Source organism: Streptomyces sp. NPDC000134 (assembly GCF_042899225.1).
In the GTDB taxonomy this organism is placed as follows: domain Bacteria; phylum Actinomycetota; class Actinomycetes; order Streptomycetales; family Streptomycetaceae; genus Streptomyces.
Window position 1 is genome coordinate 205,244 of the sequence record NZ_JBIAZN010000005.1, and the last position, 18,122, is coordinate 223,365.

Annotated in this window: 18 protein-coding genes; 5 read left to right on the plus strand and 13 right to left on the minus strand. The window is 74.7% G+C overall.

The annotated features are described in order from the left end of the window. Positions 1–78: 78 nt before the first annotated feature. The 5 genes from ACFY32_RS09785 to infC all read right to left on the minus strand — a co-directional run bounded on the left by ACFY32_RS09785 (position 79) and on the right by infC (position 3,772). The gene (locus ACFY32_RS09785) at positions 79–1,215 is read right to left on the minus strand and encodes an ATP-binding protein (protein WP_359194386.1); all 1,137 of its coding nucleotides are present in this window, start codon (positions 1,213–1,215) and stop codon (positions 79–81) included. Positions 1,216–1,265: 50 nt separating this feature from the next. Then, positions 1,266–2,111 (minus strand): TrmH family RNA methyltransferase, encoded by an 846-nt coding sequence (locus ACFY32_RS09790; RefSeq protein WP_390673841.1) that lies wholly within the window; start codon positions 2,109–2,111, stop codon positions 1,266–1,268. 170 nt (positions 2,112–2,281) lie between these two features. Further along, a complete protein-coding gene (gene rplT / locus ACFY32_RS09795; RefSeq protein ID WP_004002577.1) occupies positions 2,282–2,665 on the minus strand; it encodes a 50S ribosomal protein L20 in 384 nt (127 codons plus the stop codon). A gap of 100 nt (positions 2,666–2,765) precedes the next feature. Continuing rightward, positions 2,766–2,960 carry a 50S ribosomal protein L35 gene (gene rpmI / locus ACFY32_RS09800; protein ID WP_004933563.1) on the minus strand — a complete coding sequence of 65 codons (195 nt, stop codon included), beginning with the start codon at positions 2,958–2,960 and terminating at the stop codon, positions 2,766–2,768. A 110-nt stretch (positions 2,961–3,070) separates the two neighbouring features. Then, positions 3,071–3,772, minus strand: a complete 702-nt coding sequence (gene infC, locus ACFY32_RS09805; protein WP_359194432.1) for a translation initiation factor IF-3 — start codon at positions 3,770–3,772, stop codon at positions 3,071–3,073. 343 nt (positions 3,773–4,115) lie between these two features. On the opposite strand from infC, the gene ACFY32_RS09810 reads away from it, so the two are divergent. Beyond that, positions 4,116–4,481, plus strand: a complete 366-nt coding sequence (locus ACFY32_RS09810) for a DUF1844 domain-containing protein (RefSeq protein ID WP_359194391.1) — start codon at positions 4,116–4,118, stop codon at positions 4,479–4,481. Positions 4,482–4,484: 3 nt separating this feature from the next. Here the strand turns inward: ACFY32_RS09810 and ACFY32_RS09815 are convergent, their stop codons facing one another. Further along, positions 4,485–5,264 carry an SseB family protein gene (locus ACFY32_RS09815; protein WP_390673842.1) on the minus strand — a complete coding sequence of 260 codons (780 nt, stop codon included), beginning with the start codon at positions 5,262–5,264 and terminating at the stop codon, positions 4,485–4,487. A gap of 149 nt (positions 5,265–5,413) precedes the next feature. On the opposite strand from ACFY32_RS09815, the gene ACFY32_RS09820 reads away from it, so the two are divergent. Then, complete coding sequence (locus tag ACFY32_RS09820) at positions 5,414–6,421, plus strand: serine hydrolase (RefSeq protein ID WP_359194396.1); 1,008 nt, start codon at positions 5,414–5,416, stop codon at positions 6,419–6,421. Between the two features lie 37 nt (positions 6,422–6,458). On the opposite strand, the gene mycP is transcribed toward ACFY32_RS09820, so the two are convergent. Together mycP and ACFY32_RS09830 are read right to left on the minus strand one after the other, a co-directional pair. Then, positions 6,459–7,625, minus strand: a complete 1,167-nt coding sequence (gene mycP, locus ACFY32_RS09825; protein WP_390673843.1) for a type VII secretion-associated serine protease mycosin — start codon at positions 7,623–7,625, stop codon at positions 6,459–6,461. Beyond that, positions 7,622–8,527, minus strand: coding sequence for a hypothetical protein (locus ACFY32_RS09830; RefSeq protein WP_359194403.1), 906 nt, complete (start codon positions 8,525–8,527; stop codon positions 7,622–7,624). The genes mycP and ACFY32_RS09830 overlap by 4 nt, the downstream gene beginning before the upstream one ends. Positions 8,528–9,170: 643 nt before the next feature. On the opposite strand from ACFY32_RS09830, the gene ACFY32_RS09835 reads away from it, so the two are divergent. Continuing rightward, entirely contained in the window at positions 9,171–10,373 is a 1,203-nt protein-coding gene (locus tag ACFY32_RS09835) for an amino acid deaminase/aldolase (RefSeq protein WP_390673844.1), read from the plus strand. Positions 10,374–10,536: 163 nt separating this feature from the next. Here the strand turns inward: ACFY32_RS09835 and ACFY32_RS09840 are convergent, their stop codons facing one another. The 4 genes from ACFY32_RS09840 to ACFY32_RS09855 all read right to left on the minus strand — a co-directional run bounded on the left by ACFY32_RS09840 (position 10,537) and on the right by ACFY32_RS09855 (position 15,171). Continuing rightward, complete coding sequence (locus ACFY32_RS09840; RefSeq protein WP_390673912.1) at positions 10,537–11,484, minus strand: DUF2510 domain-containing protein; 948 nt, start codon at positions 11,482–11,484, stop codon at positions 10,537–10,539. 26 nt (positions 11,485–11,510) lie between these two features. Continuing rightward, the gene (locus tag ACFY32_RS09845; RefSeq protein ID WP_359194409.1) at positions 11,511–12,293 is read right to left on the minus strand and encodes a 3-oxoacyl-ACP reductase; all 783 of its coding nucleotides are present in this window, start codon (positions 12,291–12,293) and stop codon (positions 11,511–11,513) included. Beyond that, on the minus strand, positions 12,290–13,663 hold the full coding sequence (locus ACFY32_RS09850) for an aldehyde dehydrogenase family protein (RefSeq protein WP_359194411.1): 1,374 nt from the start codon (positions 13,661–13,663) through the stop codon (positions 12,290–12,292). Before ACFY32_RS09850 ends, ACFY32_RS09845 begins: the two co-directional genes overlap by 4 nt. A gap of 146 nt (positions 13,664–13,809) precedes the next feature. Further along, positions 13,810–15,171 carry a glutamine synthetase family protein gene (locus ACFY32_RS09855; protein WP_390673845.1) on the minus strand — a complete coding sequence of 454 codons (1,362 nt, stop codon included), beginning with the start codon at positions 15,169–15,171 and terminating at the stop codon, positions 13,810–13,812. A gap of 85 nt (positions 15,172–15,256) precedes the next feature. Here ACFY32_RS09855 and ACFY32_RS09860 point away from each other — a divergent pair, with 85 nt between their 5' ends. Next, positions 15,257–16,000 (plus strand): FadR/GntR family transcriptional regulator, encoded by a 744-nt coding sequence (locus ACFY32_RS09860; RefSeq protein WP_390673846.1) that lies wholly within the window; start codon positions 15,257–15,259, stop codon positions 15,998–16,000. Between the two features lie 93 nt (positions 16,001–16,093). Further along, the gene (locus tag ACFY32_RS09865; protein WP_390673847.1) at positions 16,094–16,813 is read left to right on the plus strand and encodes a gamma-glutamyl-gamma-aminobutyrate hydrolase family protein; all 720 of its coding nucleotides are present in this window, start codon (positions 16,094–16,096) and stop codon (positions 16,811–16,813) included. A gap of 340 nt (positions 16,814–17,153) precedes the next feature. On the opposite strand, the gene ACFY32_RS09870 is transcribed toward ACFY32_RS09865, so the two are convergent. Beyond that, positions 17,154–18,107 carry a LysR family transcriptional regulator gene (locus ACFY32_RS09870; protein ID WP_390673848.1) on the minus strand — a complete coding sequence of 318 codons (954 nt, stop codon included), beginning with the start codon at positions 18,105–18,107 and terminating at the stop codon, positions 17,154–17,156. Between the last annotated feature and the right edge of the window lie 15 nt (positions 18,108–18,122).

Consider the following 18,122-nt stretch of genomic DNA (forward strand, 5'->3'; position numbering starts at 1 on the left):
CGTCGCCGACTTCGGGACACAAAGGTGCCAAAGGCCGAGTCTAACGGGGTGGGGCTGGGCGGATGCGCCCGCGGTCGCTCAGGCCAGGTAGGCCGGGGCCGCCACGGGCAGCGTAAATCGGAACTCGGCGCCGCCGCCGGGGGCGCGGCCGACCGTGATGGTGCCGCCGTGGGCCTCGACGATGCCCTTGACGATGTAGAGCCCGAGGCCGGTGCCGCCGCGCTTGCTGCCCCGCCAGAAGCGGGTGAAGACGCGGTTCATGGACTCCTCCGGGATGCCGGGCCCCTCGTCGCTCACCGTGACCGACGTGCCGGTGTCCTCGCCCTCGCGGGGGGACGCCGTGGCCGTGACGTCGATGGTGACAGTTCCCTCGCCGTGCCGCACCGCGTTTTCGATGAGGTTGCTGAGCACCTGGTCGATCTTGTCGGGGTCGGCCCACAGGTCGGGCAGCGGCTGGACGAGACGGAGCAGGAACCGGTCGGCGGGCTGGCCGGCGGCGACGTACGCCTGGATGTGGCGGCCGACGGCGGCGCCGATGTCGACGGGCTGGCGGCGGACCTCCAGGCGGCCGGAGTCGATGCGGGAGATGTCGAGGAGTTCGGCGATGAGCCGGGTGACGCGGTCGGCGTCGGCGTCGACCGTCTCCAGCATCAGCCGCTTCTGGTCGTCGGTGAAGCGCTCCCACTTGGCGAGCAGCGTGGCCGTGAACCCCTTGACGGAGGTGAGCGGGGAGCGCAGTTCGTGGGCGACGGTGGCGATCAGCTCGGCGTGGCTGCGCTCGGTGCGGCGGCGGGCCTCGGTGTCGCGCAGGGTGACCAGGACGCGGCGGACGGGGCCGGTGGGGGTGCCGCGCACGTAGCGGGCGGTGACCAGGACCTCCCGGCCGCCCGGCAGCAGCAGGTTCCGCTCGGGCTGGCGGCTGCGGATGGCGAGGCCGCCGTAGGGGTCGGTGAGCTGCCACCAGCGCCGGCCCTCCAGGTCCTCTAACGGCAGGGCCCGCTCCAGGCTCTGGCCGAGGGCGTCGGCGGCCCGCCGGTCGGTGATCCGCTCGGCGGCGGCGTTGAAGCAGATCACCCGCCCCTGCTCGTCGGCGACGACGAGGCCGTCGGGCAGTTCGTCGGGGTCGACACCGGCGCAGGCGGGGTCACCGGGCCGGGGCGCGGGCGGCCGCCCGGCCTCACGTGCTCCCGGTGCGCTGCTCGTGCCGACACTCATCCCCGTACCCCACCTTCCGAATGCGCAGGGGTCCCGAGTGGGTCACCCTACTAGCTCTCGGTGACGGAGCGGCACCCTCCGGCGGCGCGCTGTGCACGAGCCGACGCGTAGAGGCATACGGCGGCGGCGGTCGCGAGGTTCAGGCTCTCGGCCTTTCCGTGGATCGGGACCCGGACGACGGCGTCGGCGAGGGCGCGGGTCTCCTCGGGCAGGCCCCACGCCTCGTTGCCGAAGACCCAGGCGGTGGGTCCGCCCATGGTGCCCCGGTCCAGTTCGGCGTCGAGGTCGTGCGCGCCCGCGCCGTCGGCGGCGAGCACCCGGACGCCGGTCTCCCTCAGCCCGGCCACGGCCCGCTCGACGGGGACGCCGACGGCGACCGGCAGGTGGAACAGGGAGCCGACGGAGGCCCGTACGGCCTTGGGGTTGTAGAGGTCGACGGAGGCGTCGGTGAGCACGACGGCCTCGGCGCCGGCGGCGTCGGCGCAGCGCAGCACGGTGCCGGCGTTGCCGGGGTCGCGGACGTGGGCGAGGACGGCGACCAGCCTGGGGCGGGCGGCGAGGATCTCCTCGAACGGCGTGTCCAGGAACCGGCAGACGCCGACCAGGCCCTGCGGGGTGACGGTGGTGGAGATGTCGGCGATCACCTGCTCGTCGGCGAGGTGGACGCGGGCGCCGACGGCGCGGGCCTCGCCGATGATGTCGGCGTACCGCTCGGCCGCCTCGACGGTGGCGAACAGCTCGACGAGGGTCTCCCCGTACGCCGCCGCCTCCCGCACGGCCTGCGGCCCCTCGGCCAGGAACAGCCGCTCCTTGCCCCGAAAATTCCGCTTCCCGAGCCGCCGTGCGGCAGAGACACGGGGGGACCGGGGGGAGATCGGCTCAGGAGCAGCAACCATGGCGACGTACCTTCAGGGAAGCGCCCCTCAGGGGCGCGGGGAACTGCGCGACAAGCCACGACGAACCGGCACACGCAACACAACAGAGGACACCGGACGTAGACGCAAGCGGACCCGCAGGTCACCCCGCGGGTCCGAACAAGTCACGTCGGCTCAAGGCCAGCGCGGCGTCACGCGGCCTTCGGCGCGTTGACGTCGCTCGGCAGCGCCTTCTGCGCCACCTCGACGAGCGCGGCGAACGCGCCCGCGTCGTTGACGGCCAGCTCGGCGAGGATCTTGCGGTCCACCTCGACGTTGGCGGCCTTCAGACCCTGGATGAAGCGGTTGTACGTGATGCCGTTCGCACGGGCAGCGGCGTTGATGCGCTGAATCCAGAGCTGGCGGAAGTCGCCCTTGCGCTTCTTGCGGTCGTTGTAGTTGTAGACCAGCGAGTGGGTGACCTGCTCCTTGGCCTTGCGGTACAGGCGCGAACGCTGACCGCGGTAGCCGGAGGCCTGCTCGAGGATCGCCCGGCGCTTCTTGTGGGCGTTGACTGCCCGCTTGACGCGTGCCACTTGTTAACTCCTTGTAGCGGGGCCGTGGTGGTCGCCACACGGCCCGAAAACGACTGGGTCCCGGTCCTGACGTACGGCGCTCAGTGAAGGCGCCGGGGCGTCACTTGCCGAGAAGCTTCTTGATCTTCGCGGCGTCGCCCGGGGCCATCTCGGCGTTGCCGGTGAGGCGGCGCGTCACGCGGGACGACTTGTGCTCGAGCAGGTGGCGCTTGCCGGCGCGCTCGCGGAGCACCTTGCCGGAGCCGGTGACCTTGAAGCGCTTGCTGGCACCGCTGTGCGACTTGTTCTTCGGCATGGCGCCGTCTTCTCCTCGTCGGTGGCGCTCCGATGCCCGGTCGCGAAAACCGGGCACGGTGGAGCGTCGCTCTTGTTTCGGTTGCATCCTGGGACTCGCGTCCCCGGAGGTCACGCCTCGGCGGATGCCTCGGCAGGGGCCTCGGCAGGCGCCTCGGCCGGGGCCTCGGCGTTGGCGGCGTCGGGGTCCGCGGCGTTCATCGAACGGCCGGGGTTGGCCTTCGCCTCGGCCTTGCGGGCCTCCTGCGCCTGACGGGCCTCGGCCATCGCCTCGGTCTTCTTCTTGTGCGGACCGAGGACCATGATCATGTTGCGGCCGTCCTGCTTCGGGTTCGACTCCACGAACCCGAGGTCGGCCACGTCCTCCGCGAGGCGCTGCAGCAGCCGGTAGCCGAGTTCCGGCCGGGACTGCTCGCGACCACGGAACATGATCGTGATCTTGACCTTGTCGCCCTGCTTGAGGAACCGGACGACGTGACCCTTCTTGGTGTCATAGTCGTGCGGGTCGATCTTCGGCCGGAGCTTCATCTCCTTGATGACCGTGTGCGCCTGGTTCTTGCGCGCCTCACGGGCCTTCATGGCCGACTCGTACTTGAACTTCCCGTAGTCCATGAGCTTGCACACGGGCGGACGGGCGTTCGCCGCGACCTCGACGAGATCGAGGTCGTACTCCTGCGCAAGCTCCAGGGCCTTGGCAAGCGGGACAATCCCGACCTGCTCGCCGCTGGGACCGACAAGTCGCACCTCGGGAACGCGAATCCGGTCGTTGATGCGGGGCTCGGCGCTGATGGATCCTCCTCGGTAGCACCACACGACTGCCTGGGGGGCAGCCGCGTAACGTCTCTTTTCGACAGACCTAACCGCGCCGGCGCACAAAAAATGCCCCGGACGATCACGAGCGGGGCTCCTCGAACTGCTACCGGAGCACCGCCGCGATGGCCGCGGGGCGCGCTTTCGGGCGGGTGCCGCCGCTGGGACGGGACCGCCTGACCGGTGACCCGCCGTCCCTGAGGACAGCCAGGTGGGAGTTCGAAAGCCTCCACTTGTGGGCCGGGCCCGTCGCCGCGAGGCATACGTGTCCGACCGGTCGTTACACAAGGTTAGCAGCTCCGGCCCGGCAGGTGCCAACCGAGGCGGTGCGCCTATCGTGTGCGGCATGAGTGAGACCCCTGCCGCCAGTCCCGAGAATCCCGACTTCGACGCCATGACCCGCGACATCGCCGAGGTCCCCGCGGTCGAGGTGATCGTGACGGTCGCCGTCAACCTGATGAGCGCCGCCGCCGTGAAGCTCGGTCTGACCGAGGAGGGGGACGCGCACAAGGACCTGGACGAGGCCCGCAAGCTGATCCACGCGCTGGCCGGGCTGCTGGACGGCAGCGCGACCGAGATCAGCTCCTTCCACGCGGCGCCGCTGCGGGACGGACTGAAGTCCTTGCAGCTCGCCTTCCGCGAGGCGTCCCTGGTCCCGGACCAGCCGGGCCAGGGTCCGGGCGAGAAGTACACGGGCCCGGTCTACGGCTAGCCGTCACCGCTTCACGTACAAGGGCTCGCCCGGTGGGGTGGTCCCGGCCGGCAGGAGTGCCAGGTCGAGGCCGCGGACCAGGCGGGCCCGCAGTGTCTCGTCGGCGGCCAGGCGTTCGGCGACGGACCGGGCGGCCTCGGCGGGCGCGGCGGCCGGGTCGAGGACCAGGGCGAGGGTGCCGTCGGCCTGTCCCGGCCCGAGGTGGGCGCGGAGCACGGCGGGTTCGGCGGCCACGGCACCGCGTACGGCCTCCACGACGGCCGGGTCGGCGAGCGGGTCGGTGGTGGTCCGGCCCTCGGCCAGCGCCCGCAGCGCCGGCCCGGTCAGTTCGAACGGCACCGGCCCGGCCAGGTCGAGGACGACCGTGTCGGCCCGCTCGTGCGCGGCGGCCTGGAGCGCCTGGTGCAGGGGTACGGCGACGGGGCGGGCCGCCGGGTCCCAGCGGGCGAGGGAGTCGGTGGAGGTGAAGGCGGGCAGCGCGGTCCGGCCCCCGGCCTTGAGGGTGGGCACGGCCATGTCGCTGGTCTTCTCCCGACGAAGACCGCCCGCCCGTCGCCCGCCGCCACCCTTCCGAGGAGCTTCGCCCCCCTCTTGCTCGTCCTCTTCGACCTCGCCGAGGACGGCCACCACGGGAACGAGCAGCCGGGCGCCCCGGAGCGCTTCGAGGACGGGGGCCAGGGCGGTGCGGTCCTCGGCCCAGGCGGCGAGCGCGGCGCTCAGCCCGGGGTCGGCGGAGCCGTCGTCGTCGGAGAAGCCGGGGTCGGGAATGTTCTTGTTCGCCACGGTCCCCGACCCTATCGGGGGGTTGCCGTTGCGCCTGTGCGGGCCCTGAAACCTGGCTGTGACCGTTCTCAGGGGTTTCTCAGGCAGCCCTGATCCGAATTTAACCTCCGTCCCACACACCCCTCAGCCGCCGCCCCGAGCATCGCCGCATGGGGTCCTCCAAAGCACGGCTGGCCTGTGCCGCCCTCGCCGGTGTCGTCGTCCTCGGCGGTGCGGCGGCGGGGACGGCGTACCTGAACGCGCACGCGGACACGTCCGCCGTATCCTCGCCGTCACCGGTGCCGGCGTCCGCGTCGGCACCGTCGTCGGCGCCGGCGGGCGGGGAGGCATCGGTGGAAGAACCTTCGGCGGAACCGTCCGTCGACCGGGACGCGCTGCTGGCGAAGGCCGTGGCGGCGGTGCCCGTGGCGGACAGCACCGAGCTGGCGGTCTCGGTGCTGGACACGGAGACCGGGGAGAGCGCCGCGTACGGCGACGGGGCCTTCACCACGGCGAGCATCGTGAAGGTCGACATCCTGGCGACGCTGCTGCTCCAGGCGCAGGAGGCGGGGCGGAGGCTGACCGCGACGGAGCGGACGTACGCCACCGCGATGATCGAGAACAGTGACAACGCCTCGGCGACGGCTCTGTGGCGGACGATCGGCCGGGCGAAGGGGCTGGACGCCGCCAACGAGCGGTTCGGGCTGACGGACACCGAGGGCGGGGACGGGGACCTGTGGGGGCTGACCCGGACCACCGCCGCCGATCAGCTCGTGCTGCTGCGCCAGGTGTTCGAGGAGGAGGACTCGGAGCTGAGCACGGCCTCGCGGGCGTATGTGCGGGGGCTGATGGGGCGGATAGCGGCGGGGCAGGACTGGGGGGTGTCGGCGGCGGGGTCGTCGTTCGCGCTGAAGAACGGCTGGCTGCCGCGGAGCGCGACCGGGCTGTGGGTGATCAACAGCATCGGGCGGGTGACGTCCGGCGGCCACTCCTACCTGGTGGCCGCGCTGTCGCAGGGCAACACCACGCAGGCGGCCGGCATCTCCCTGGTCGAGGCGGTGGCGAAGGCGGCGGTGTCGGTGTGCGGGGACTCTGCGGGGCAGACCTCGCAGGAAGCCACTGCCGCTGAGGAGACCGCCGGGCAGACCGCCGGAGCGACCGCCGGGCGGACCGCCTGAGAGGGTGCCGGAGCGACCGCCGGGCCGGGCTCTCGTCCTAGGGGAAGCGGCGGCTGCGCCACAGCATGACCGACGCGACGAGCAGGACACCGCCGGCGCCGCCCGCGAGCGGGGCCGGCCAGGCGGACGGGGAGTCCTCGGTGGAGGCGGTGTCCGGGCCGGGGCCGAAGTACTCGTCGCCGTGGGCCGCCGCCTTCCGGTGCTCGGGCCGCAGCCCGCCGGCCGCCGCGAGGGCGGCGGCGGGGTCGACGAAACCGAAGCCGCGGGAGTCGTCGCGTCCGTCGGCCGGGGCGTTGCGGGCGGTGTCCTCCAGGAGGTCCTTGATCTGCGCCGGGGTGAGTTCGGGGTGGGCGGCCCTGACCAGGGCGACGGCGGCGGAGACGAACGCGGCGGCGGCGCTGGTGCCCCAGCCCTCGTAGTACTTGCGGTCCGGGTCGGCGATGATCACGTCGACGCCGGGGGCGCTGACCGTGGCGTACCAGCGGCGGGTGGAGAAGGAGGCGCGGGTGCCGTAGCGGTCGACGGCGGTCGCGGCGATGACGCCGGGGTAGGCGGCCGGGTAGGAGACGTGGTCGCCCTTCTCGCCGCCGTTGCCGGCCGAGGCGACGACGACGACGTTCTTCTCCAGGGCGTACTGGATGGCCTCGTCCTCGGCGGCCTCGGGGTGGGCGGAGGCGGAGTCGTCGCCGAGGGAGAGGTTGATGACGTCGGCGCCGTGGTCGGCGGCCCAGCGGATGCCCTCGGCCAGCGCGTTGCCCCGGGTCTCGCGGGCGGTGGCGCGGGAGGGGTCGCCGTCCTCCAGGATGACGCGGACGGGGAGGATGCGCGCCTCGGGGGCGATGCCCATGACGCCCTCGGCGCCCGCCGGGCCGTGTCCGTGCCCGGCGATGATCCCGGCCATGGCGGTACCGTGCCGGGCCCAGGCGCGGTCGCCCTGTTCGGCGCCGAAGCCGACGAGGTCCTTGCCGGGGAGGACGTTGCCGGCCAGGTCGGGGTGGTCGTCGTCGACGCCGGTGTCCAGGACGGCGACGGTGACGCCGGCGCCCTTGGTGGTGCGCCACGCCTGGTCGGTGTGCATGGCGTCGAGGCCCCACTGCCGGGCGCGGATGCCGTCGGCGTGCGCGGCGGTGGCCGGCACCAGGGCCAGGCAGACGGCGAGAAGCAGGCCGAGGGCGGCGGCGCGGCGGGAGGGTGCGGCGTTCACGACCGTTGCTCCGTGGCCGGGCGGGCGTTCTTGCGCAGGGCGCGTTCGACGCGGTCGGCGAGGCCCTGGGCCTCGTGGCCGAGGCCGGACTGGGCGGCGGCCGAGGTGGCGCCGGAGGCCATGGCCGCCTCGGCGGGCTGCGGCTCGGCGACGGCACGGGCGTCGGCCCAGCCGGAGACGGCGTAGACGACGACGGGGGCGTCGGTGAGGACGGAGACGGTCCAGGCGGCGCGCTGGCGGGCGCCGAACCCGGCGGCGACGGTGCCCTTCGCGGCGTAGGGCAGCGGCACCAGGTCGGTGCGGCTGCCGAGGTCCTCCCGTTCGAACCGGGCGGCCAGTTCGGCCATGGCGGCGGCGTCGCCCTTGGTGAACAGCAGGCCGACGGTGGTGACATGGCTGCGCGTGGCGTCCGTGTAGGTGGCGCGCAGCAGGCGGGCGCAGCCGACCGGGGCGAGGGCCTCGCGCAGCAGCCTGTCGAAGGCGCCGGCGCAGGTGCCGTCCGGGGCGACCGCGACGCGGGTCCAGACGCGGTCGGCGCCGCCGGGTCCGGCGCCGCGGCCCTCGACGGTGGGCGGGAAGAGCTGGTCGACGGGCACGCTGTGCCACAGTCGCCCGGCGGTGGCGAAGGCGTTCCGGGCGCCGCCGTCGCCCGGGTCGTCGGCGAGCCAGCTCCCGGTGACGGCGCCGGTGACCAGTCCCAGGCCGAGCACCAGGCAGACGGCGGCGGCGACCGTCCGCGCCCGCAGCTTCCGGCCGAGCCGCCGGGGGCGGGCCAGTTCGTCGTACCCCTCGGGCTCGCCGAGCGATACGTAGGGGCGCGCGGTGGCGGCCCAGGACGGCGCGGGGGCGGGTCGGTCGCCGCGCGGGCCGGGCGACGGCGGCTGCGGGTCGGGGTGCGCCACGGAGTCCGGGTCCGGCTCCGGGTCCGGGTCCGGCGCCGGGGGGACGGGACGGAGACGGGTCGCGGTCCCGGCGGGGGGCTGTACGGGGGTCCGGGCCGGGGCCGGCCGCTCGGCGCCGGGCTCGTGACCGGTCCGGGGCCGGGGGGTCCGGGCCGGGGCCGGCCGCTCGGCGCCGGGCTCGTGACCGGTCCGGGGCCCGACGGCCGGGGGCGTGTCCGGGAAGCGGGCGGACGCGCGGGGCGGGGGCGCGATGTCCCCGGCCGTGTCCATGGACGACCGCGCGTCGGCCGACGGGGCGGCGGGCTCGGCCGCTGGGGTGTGATGGCGGGGCGGTGTCACGGAGGTGGGTGGGGGTTCGGTCGGGCGGGGCGGCGCGGACGGTCGTGGCGGGGGCGCCGTCGGCGGAGGCGGGGATGGAGAGGGGGGCGGGGATGGGGAGGGGGGCGGGGAGTGGGAGGCGCGTCGCGCTTCCGTGCTCATGCGCCCCCCGTTCCGTCAATGCCCAGGGCCGTCCGCTGGCCGTGGGCCGTGCGCGTCACTCTACGGCGTGCCCCCCGGGGAGGGGGAACCCGTGCGCGGCCCCGGGGCATTGGCCCGGAACATCCCCCTACCCTGCGGTAATCAGGTCTGGCAGGCTGCGTCCATGACTGCGCGCTCCGCCGACCGGGCCCGTTACGACCGGGCCACCGCCCATCTCGACGCCCCCGTCGCGATCGTGGACCTCGACGCCTTCGACGCCAACGCCGACGACCTGGTCCGCCGGGCCGGCGGCAAGCCGGTGCGGGTCGCCAGCAAGTCCGTACGCTGCCGGGCGCTGCTCGAACGCGTCCTCGCCCGGGACGGGTTCGCGGGCGTCATGTCGTTCACGCTGGCCGAGTCCCTGTGGCTGGCCCGCTCCGGGTTCGAGGACGTGCTGCTGGCCTATCCGTCGGCGGACCGCGCCGGGTACGCGGAGCTGGCCGCCGACCCCAAGCTCGCCGCCGCCGTGACCGTCATGGTGGACGACGTGGCGCAGTTGCGTTTCATCGACGCGGCACGGGACGGCGGCCGCGAGGTCGTCCGGGTCTGCCTGGAACTGGACACCTCCCTGCGGCTGCTCGGCGGGCGGGTCCGGGTCGGCGCCCGGCGCTCGCCGCTGCACTCCCCCGCCGAGGTCGCCGACCTGGCCCGCGCGGTGGCCCGGCGGCCCGGGTTCCGGGTGGTCGGGATCATGGCGTACGAAGGTCATGTGGCCGGTGTCGGGGACGCGGTGGCGGGGCGTCCGCTGCGCTCGCGGGCGGTGCGGCTGATGCAGGCCGCCGCGAAGCGGGAGCTGGCCGAGCGGCGGGCGGCGGTGGTGCGGGCGGTCCGCGCGGTCGTGCCGGACCTGGAGTTCGTCAACGGCGGCGGCACGGGCAGCGTGCAGCACACCGCCGCCGAGGACGCGGTCACGGAGATAGCCGCCGGGTCGGGGCTGTACGTGCCGAGGCTGTTCGACAACTACACGTCGTTCCGGGGCCGTCCGGCGGCCCTGTTCGCCCAGCCCGTCGTACGGCGCCCGGGGGTCGGGGCGGTGACGGTGCTCGGCGGCGGCTACCCGGCCTCCGGTGCGGCCGGCCCGGACCGGCTGCCGGTGCCGTATCTGCCCGAGGGGCTGCGCTACGACCCCCAGGAGGGCGCCGGAGAGGTGCAGACGCCGCTGCTCGGCGCGCCCGCCGACGATCTGCTGATCGGCGACAAGGTGTGGTTCCGGCACGCCAAGGCCGGTGAGCTGTGCGAACGCTTCGACGCGCTGCACCTGGTGGCGGAGGACCGGGTGACGGCGACGGTGCCGACGTACCGGGGCGAGGGCCGCACCTTCCTCTAGGGCCTGCCGTTCGGATCATGCCGCGGACACGGGGCCTGGCACGCACACCTGCGGCGTTGTCGTCACTCGCCGACTCCCCCACGCTCGCGCGGGGGACCCCCAGCGCGTCGGCTCCCTCCTCCTCCTTGCATCCGCACGCACCGGACCCCGCTCACCAGCACGACTAAGGCGCAGCCGGTTCCCCGCGACCCGATCCGAACGACAGGCCCTGGGGCAGCGGGCCGCTGCCCACGCCGCCGCCCGGGTCCGGGTCGCCGACCGGGCGGATGCCCTTGGTGATGCGGTCCATGTCGGCGAGCGGCGGGCCGTCCTCGCCGGCGTCGAAGACGTAGCGGACGACGATCGGGGACTCGGTGCCGACGGTGGACGGGAAGACCAGCGACTGCACGTAACCGCCGGGGCCCTCGGCGGTCCTGACCCGCCAGCGGACGTAGTACCCGGCGCGGCCGGCGACCGCGACCGCCCCGGAGCCGACGACCCGGTGGGACTCGATACCGCCGAAGGGCTCGGCGCCGACCGGGTCGCGGTCGTAGGCGTCGTCGGCCGCGTCCGCGATGTCCCGTTCGGCGAGGGTCTTCGGGGACCGCTCGGCGGTGGCGGTCACCGTGCGGGAGACGACCAGGCCGTGCCGGCAGACGCCGCCGTCGCCGGGGCACTCGTAGGTGCCCTCGGTGGTCATCACCACGTCGTCCTCGGCGACGTCGCGGGGCCGCACCCAGTGGTCGAGCAGCGGGAAGGTGATGCCGTTGAGCTGGTCCTCGACGACGGCGGGGTCGTCGGCGGACGGTTCCGAGGAGGGCGCGGACGGGGCGGGCGACGGCGGCGAGGCGGACGGGGCCGGTACGCCGACGTCCGGGGTGCGGACCGCGGGGCCGCCGTCGCCCTCGCCCAGCACCACCGCGCCGGTGACGATGGCGGTGACCAGGACCGCCGCGGCGGCCGTGAGGGCGATGGCCCTGCTCCGCCCGCCGCCGCCGGGCACGGGCGGCGGCACGACGGGCTGCCCGTACGCCGTGGCCGCCCGCGCGTGCTCGGTCCAGGCCGAGCCGTCCCACCAGCGTTCCTGGTACGGGGCCGACGGGTCGGAGTACCAGCCGGGCGGGGGCGACATGCTCATGCGGGCACTGTAGGGGGCGGCTACAGCGGTGTGACGTAGGCCCCGGAGATCCCGCCGTCCACGAGGAAGTCGGTGGCGTTGACGAACGAGGCATCGTCGCTGGCCAGGAAGGCCACGGCGGCGGCGATCTCCTCGGCCTCGGCGAACCGGCCGACCGGAATGTGCACCAGCCGGCGGGCGGCGCGCTCCGGGTCCTTGGCGAACAGCTCGCGCAGCAGCGGGGTGTCGACCGGGCCGGGGCACAGGGCGTTGACACGGATGCCCTCCCGCGCGAACTGCACGCCCAGTTCCCGGGACATGGCGAGCACCCCGCCCTTGGACGCCGTGTACGAGATCTGCGAGGTGGCGGCGCCCATCCGGGCCACGAAGGAGGCGGTGTTGATGATGGAGCCCTTGCCCTGGCGCCGCATGTAGGGCAGGGCGGCCTTGCAGCACAGGTAGACGGAGGTGAGGTTGACCTCCTGGACGCGCCGCCACGCCTCCGGTCCGGTCTCCAGGATGGAGTCGTCGTCGGGCGGTGAGATACCGGCGTTGTTGAAGGCCACGTCGACACTGCCGTAGGTGTCGTACGCCGTCTTGAACAGCGCCTCGACCTGGTCGGGGTCGGTGACGTCGACCTTGACGAAGGTGCCGCCGGTCTCCTCGGCGGCGGCCTTGCCGCGGGTCTCGTCGATGTCGCCGCACACGACGTGGGCGCCCTCGGCGGCGAGCCGGCGGGCGGCGGCGAGGCCGATGCCGCTGCCGGCGCCGGTGATGACGGCGGTGCGGCCGACGAGCCGCCTGCAGATGATGTCCGGGGTCACTGAGCGGGGCCCTCCGTACTGATGAAGACGTTCTTGGTCTCGGTGAAGGCGGTCAGCGCGTCCGGGCCGAGTTCCCGGCCGATCCCGGACTGCTTGAAGCCGCCGAACGGGGTCCAGTAGCGGACGCTGGCATGGGAGTTGACGGACAGGTTGCCGGCCCGGACGGCGCCCGCGACCCGCAGGGCGCGGCCCACGTCCCGGGTCCACAGGGAGCCGGACAGGCCGTAGTCGGTGGCGTTGGCGAGCCGGATCGCGTCCGCCTCGTCGTCGAAGGGCAGCACCACGGCGACGGGCCCGAAGACCTCCTCGACGGCCACGCGCGCATGCGGGTCGACACCGGTGAGGACGGTGGGCGGGTACCAGAAGCCGGGGCCCTCGGGGGCCTTGCCGCGGATGCCGGGCGCGTCGGCGGGGACGTAGGAGCGGACCCGGTCGCGCTGGGCGGCGGAGATCAGCGGGCCCATGTCGGTGCGCTCGTCGGCCGGGTCGCCGACGGTGACGGCCTCGATCGCGGGGGCGAGCAGGTCGAGGAAGCGGTCGTGGGCGGTGCGCTGGACCAGGATGCGGGTGCGGGCGCAGCAGTCCTGGCCGGCGTTGTCGAGGAAGGACAGGGGGGCGGCAGCGGCGGCGGCCTCCAGGTCGGCGTCGGCGAAGACGATGTTGGGGCTCTTGCCGCCGAGTTCCAGGGTGACGCGCTTGAGGCGGGCGGAGCCGCGGGCCAGGACGTCCCTGCCGACGGCGGTGGACCCGGTGAAGACGATCTTCGCCACGTCCGGGTGGTCGACCATGGCCCGTCCGGCGACCGGGCCGCGGCCGGGCAGGACCTGGAAGAGGTGTTCGGGCAGGCCCGCGTCGAGGGCGAGTTCCGCGAGGCGGAGCGCGGTGAGCGGGGTGGTCTCGGCGGGCTTGAGGAGGACCGCGTTGCCGGCGGCGAGCGCGGGGGCGGTGCCCCAGGCGGCGATCGGCATCGGGAAGTTCCAGGGGGCGATCACGCCGACCACGCCCAGCGGTTCGAGGATCGTCACGTCGAGGCCGCCGGGCACCGGGATCTGCCGGCCGGTGAGCCGCTCCACTCCCCCGGCCGCGTAGTCGAGCAGGTCGCGGACGTTGCCCGCCTCCCAGCGGGCGTTGCCGAGGGTGTGCCCGGCCTCGGTGACCTCCAGGAGGGCCAGTTCCTCCAGGTGTGCGTCGACGGCGGTGGCGAACCGGCGCAGCAGCCGGGCGCGGTCGCCGGGCGCGCGGGCGGCCCAGTCGGCCTGGGCCCGGACGGCGCGGGCGACGGCCGTGTCGACGTCGGCGGCGGAGGCGGCCGGGACGGTGGCGACGACCTCCTCGGTGGCGGGGTTCAGTACCTGGAGCGCGTCGGTCAACGGGGCCTCACATGCGGTCGGTCGGTCAACTGGGCCTCATGCGGTCGGTCGGTCAGCGGGGCCTCATGCGGTCGGTCGGTCAACGGGGCCTCACATGCGGTCGGTCGGTCAGCGGGGCCCCATGCGGTCGGTCGGTCAGCGGGGCCTCACATGCGTTCGAAGGAGCGGCGCAGCTCCCAGTCGGTGACGGCGGCGTCGAAGGCGTCGAGTTCGACCCGCGCCATGTTGCGGTAGTGGGCGACGACCTCGTCCCCGAAGGCGGCCTCGGCCAGCGGGCTGCGCTCCCAGAGGCCGGCGGCCTCGCGGAGGGTGGCGGGGACGTGCGCGAAGTCGGCGGTGTAGGCGTTGCCGGCGCAGGGTTCGGGCAGTTCCAGCTTCTGTTCGACGCCGTGCAGGCCGGCCGCCACCATCGCGGCGACCGCGAGATACGGGTTGACGTCGCCGCCGGGCAGCCGGTTCTCGAAGCGCAGGGAGGGGCCGTGGCCGACCACGCGCAGCGCGCAGGTGCGGTTGTCGTGGCCCCAGGCGACGGCGGTCGGCGCGAAGGAGCCGGGCTGGAACCGCTTGTAGGAGTTGATGTTCGGCGCGTACAGCAGCGAGAAGTCGCGCAGCGCGGCCAGTTGCCCGGCGAGGAAGTGCCGCATCAGCGGGGACATCCCGCCGTCGGGTCCGGCCATGACGCTCTCCCCGTCGGCGTCGGCGAGGGAGAGGTGGATGTGGCAGGAGTTGCCCTCGCGCTCGTTGTACTTGGCCATGAAGGTGAGGGAGAAGCCCTCCTGGGCGGCGATCTCCTTGGCGCCGGTCTTGTAGACCGCGTGCTGGTCGCAGGTGACCAGGGCCTCGTCGTAGCGGAACACGATCTCGTGCTGGCCGGGGTTGCACTCGCCCTTGGCGGACTCCACGGTGAGGCCGGCGCCGGCCATCTCGTTGCGGATGCGGCGCAGCAGGGGCTCTATGCGGCCGGTGCCGAGGATGGAGTAGTCGACGTTGTACTGGTTGGCCGGGGTGAGGCCCCGGTAGTTCGCCTCCCAGGCCCGCTCGTAGGAGTCCTTGAAGACGATGAACTCCAGCTCGGTGCCGGCCCGCGCGGTCAGGCCGTGCTCGGCCAGGCGCTCCAGTTGGCGGCGGAGGATCTGCCGGGGCGCGGCCACGACCGGGGAGCCGTCCGCCCAGGCGAGGTCGGCGACGAGCAGCGCGGTGCCCTCGTGCCAGGGGACGCGGCGCAGGGTGGCGAGGTCGGGGCGCATCGCGAAGTCGCCGTAGCCGCGGTCCCAGGAGGACATGGCGTACCCCCCGACGGGGTTCATCTCGGCGTCGACGGCGAGCAGGTAGGCGCAACCCTCGGTGCCGTGGCGCAGCACCTCGTCGAGGAAGAAACGGGCGGCGAACCGCTTGCCCTGGAGTCGCCCCTGCATGTCGGGGAAGGCGAGGACGACGGTGTCGATCTCACCGCCCGCGACGAGACGCCGCAGGTGCTCGGCGGAGAGCGGGGGTGTGCGGTCTGCCACGGGTCGGCCTCCTGGGGCTTCTTCGGTCAGCCGGGAGCCATAAGGTATGGCTCGCGACCATTGCTTGGGAAGGGGGCACCGCCGGATGCCGGAGGGGAGCGGGGGCCCGGTGCCGGACCGGCTCGCGCCGGTGCTGCGGCCGGTCCGGGCGGGCAACGGGTTCGAGGAGGCGCTGGAGCGGATTCTCCAGGTCGTCCGGCTGGGCCTGGTCCCGGAGGGCGGCAGGCTGCCCGCCGAGCGGGAACTGGCCGCGCGGCTGGGCATCAGCCGGGTGACGCTGCGCGAGGTCCTGAAGGTGCTTCAGGAGCAGGGCCTGGTGCAGGCCCGGCGCGGCCGGTACGGCGGAACGTTTGTGCTGCCCCGGCGGCCGGACCCCCGGGCGGGCGACGGGGACGAGCTGCGGCGCCGGGTGGCGGGGGTGGACCTGGAGGACGTCCTGCGTTTCCGGGAGGTGCTGGAGGTGGGCGCGGCGGAGCTGTGCGCCACGCACGGGCTGCCGGCGCCGGGCGCCGAGCGGCTCCGGGCGGCGCTGGCCGGCACGCGGGACGCGCCGCCGGCCGACTACCGGCGCCGGGACACCCTGCTGCACCTCGCCCTGGCCGAGCTGTCCGGCTCGCCGACGCTGGCCGCGCGGTACGCGGAGGTCCGGGCCACGCTGAACGACCTGCTGGACTGCATCCCGCTGCTGGTACGGAACCTGGAGCACTCCCAGCACCAGCACGCCGCGCTGGTCGAGGCGGTGCTCGCGGGGGACCCCCGGGCGGCGCGGGAGACGATGCGGGAGCACTGCGCGGGGACGGCGGCGCTGCTGCGCGGGTTCCTCGCGTGAGGCGGGGGGCGGGCAACGGCGGGTGGTGACGTGCGGGACTTCCGGGGTCCGGGAGGGTAGAGGTAGGGGCGTGGGCCATGGTGGGAGGGGTGGATGACGGGCAGGCCGCTGATCGGGGTCAGTACGTATCTGGAGACCGGGACGCGCTGGGGGGTGTGGCATCTGGAGGCGGCGTTGCTGCCCGCCGGGTACCCCCTGCTGGTGCAGCGGGCGGGCGGGATCTGCGCGATGCTCCCGCCGGACGCGCCGGAGCACGCCGCCGCGGCGGTGGCCCGGCTCGACGGCCTGGTGATCGCGGGCGGCCCGGACGTGGAGCCGGTCCGCTACGGCGCCGCCCCCGACCCGCGCACCGGGCCGCCCGCCCGTGCCCGGGACGCGTGGGAACTGGGGCTGATCGGGGCCGCGCTGGCCGCCCGCGTCCCGCTGCTGGGGATCTGCCGGGGCATGCAGCTCCTGAACGTGGCCCTGGGCGGCACGCTCGTCCAGCACCTCGACGGCCACGCCGAGACGGTGGGCGTCTTCGGCGGCCACCCGGTGGTGCCGGTGCCGGGCACGGTGTACGCCGGGATCGTCCCGGAGGAGACGCTGGTGCCGACGTACCACCATCAGGCGGTGGACCGTCTCGGCGCGGGCCTTCTCCCGTCGGCCCACGCGGCGGACGGCACGGTCGAGGCGATCGAACTGCCCCCCGCCGGCCCGTGGGCCCTCGGCGTCCAGTGGCACCCGGAGATGGGCGAGGACGACCGGGTGATGCGGGGCCTGGTGGCGGCGGCCCGCGGCACCCGCGACCGGGGCGCGACGCCCTGCGGGTGATACGCCCGCCTACGCGTCACGGGGCGCATCGCGCGCACGCGTACCGGTTGCCGCGCGACCCGACGCACCCGTGACCGGCGGGACGAGCCACCCCCGTACGCCCAAGGCCCCGGGCACCCCCAAGGCCCCAGGCACCCGAAGGTCCGCAGGCGCCCTAAGACCCGCAGGCGCCCCAAGGCCCCAGCCACCCGAAGACCTGCGAGCACCCGAAGACCCGCAGGCGCCCCGAGGCCCTAGGCGCCCGAAGACCCGCAGCCACCCCCTAACCCCCAGCCACCCCAAGGCCCCAGCCACCCCAAGACCCCCAGGCACCCCAAAACCCCCAGTCACCCCAAGGCCCCTAGGCCCGCTGCGACCGTGTCAAGGACAGCAGGTGCCGGGCCGGTCCCGTCGGCCGGTGGCCCGTGGGCCAGACGGCGCGCAGGTCGCGGGCGAGGGAGACGTCGGCGACCGGGACGCGGACCAGGCGCCGCGTCGACAGTTCCTCGCCGACGGCGAGTTCGCTGAGGACGGCGGGGCCGGCGCCGCTGACGGCGGCGGCCTTCACCGCCGTGGTCGAGGACAGCTCGATCAGGGGCCGGGCCAGGCCGCCCAGCGCGGCGTCCAGGACCTGCCGGGTGCCGGACCCCTTCTCGCGCAGGATCAGCGGCGTCCGGGCCAGCTCGCACGCCGCCAGCGGACGCCGGCGGCGGCCCCAGGCGTGGCCGGGCGCGGTGACGACTATCAGCCGGTCGTGGGCGATGACCGTGGAGTCCAGGCCGGCCGGCACGCTGACGCCCTCCACGAATCCGAGGTCGGCCTCGTCGGACAGCAGCCGCCGGGCCACCGCCGAGGAGTTCCCGGCGAGCAGGGAGACCGCCGTGTCCGGCCGCTGGGCGCGCAGCGCGAGCAGCCAGCCGGGCAGCAGGTACTCGGCGATGGTCATGCTCGCCGCCACCCGCAGCCGGGAGTCCCGCCGGTCGCGCAGCGCCTGCGCCCCGGCGTCGAACGCCTCCGCCGCCTCCACGATCCGCCGCGCCCAGTCCGTGACCAGCGCCCCCGCGTCGGTGAGCCGGGAGCCGCGCGGGGAGCGGTCCACCAGGGCGACCCCGAGCTGGCGTTCCATGGACCGCACGCGGCTGCTGGCGGCCGGCTGGCTGATGCCCAGGTGCCGGGCGGCGCCGCCGAGGCTGCCCAGCCTGGCCACCGCCAGCAGCAGTTCCAGGGCGCCGAGGTCCGGCACCCGGTGGGCCAGCGACCCGTCGCGCGTGCGCCCGCCCGGCTCGCCGTCGCCCTGCTCCTCCGCGCTGCTCATAACTCCAGCTTATGT

What these genes read in the sequence shown, in the direction of transcription:
- ACFY32_RS09790 (WP_390673841.1), bottom strand. Translation starts at nt 2,111, where the DNA reads ATGGTTGCTGCTCCTGAGCCGATCTCCCCCCGGTCCCCCCGTGTCTCT.
- rpmI (WP_004933563.1), bottom strand. Translation starts at nt 2,960, where the DNA reads ATGCCGAAGAACAAGTCGCACAGCGGTGCCAGCAAGCGCTTCAAGGTC.
- ACFY32_RS09810 (WP_359194391.1), top strand. Translation starts at nt 4,116, where the DNA reads ATGAGTGAGACCCCTGCCGCCAGTCCCGAGAATCCCGACTTCGACGCC.
- ACFY32_RS09785 (WP_359194386.1), bottom strand. Translation starts at nt 1,215, where the DNA reads ATGAGTGTCGGCACGAGCAGCGCACCGGGAGCACGTGAGGCCGGGCGG.
- ACFY32_RS09820 (WP_359194396.1), top strand. Translation starts at nt 5,414, where the DNA reads ATGGGGTCCTCCAAAGCACGGCTGGCCTGTGCCGCCCTCGCCGGTGTC.
- ACFY32_RS09865 (WP_390673847.1), top strand. Translation starts at nt 16,094, where the DNA reads ATGACGGGCAGGCCGCTGATCGGGGTCAGTACGTATCTGGAGACCGGG.
- ACFY32_RS09840 (WP_390673912.1), bottom strand. Translation starts at nt 11,484, where the DNA reads ATGTCGCCCCCGCCCGGCTGGTACTCCGACCCGTCGGCCCCGTACCAG.
- ACFY32_RS09860 (WP_390673846.1), top strand. Translation starts at nt 15,257, where the DNA reads ATGCCGGAGGGGAGCGGGGGCCCGGTGCCGGACCGGCTCGCGCCGGTG.
- ACFY32_RS09835 (WP_390673844.1), top strand. Translation starts at nt 9,171, where the DNA reads ATGACTGCGCGCTCCGCCGACCGGGCCCGTTACGACCGGGCCACCGCC.
- ACFY32_RS09870 (WP_390673848.1), bottom strand. Translation starts at nt 18,107, where the DNA reads ATGAGCAGCGCGGAGGAGCAGGGCGACGGCGAGCCGGGCGGGCGCACG.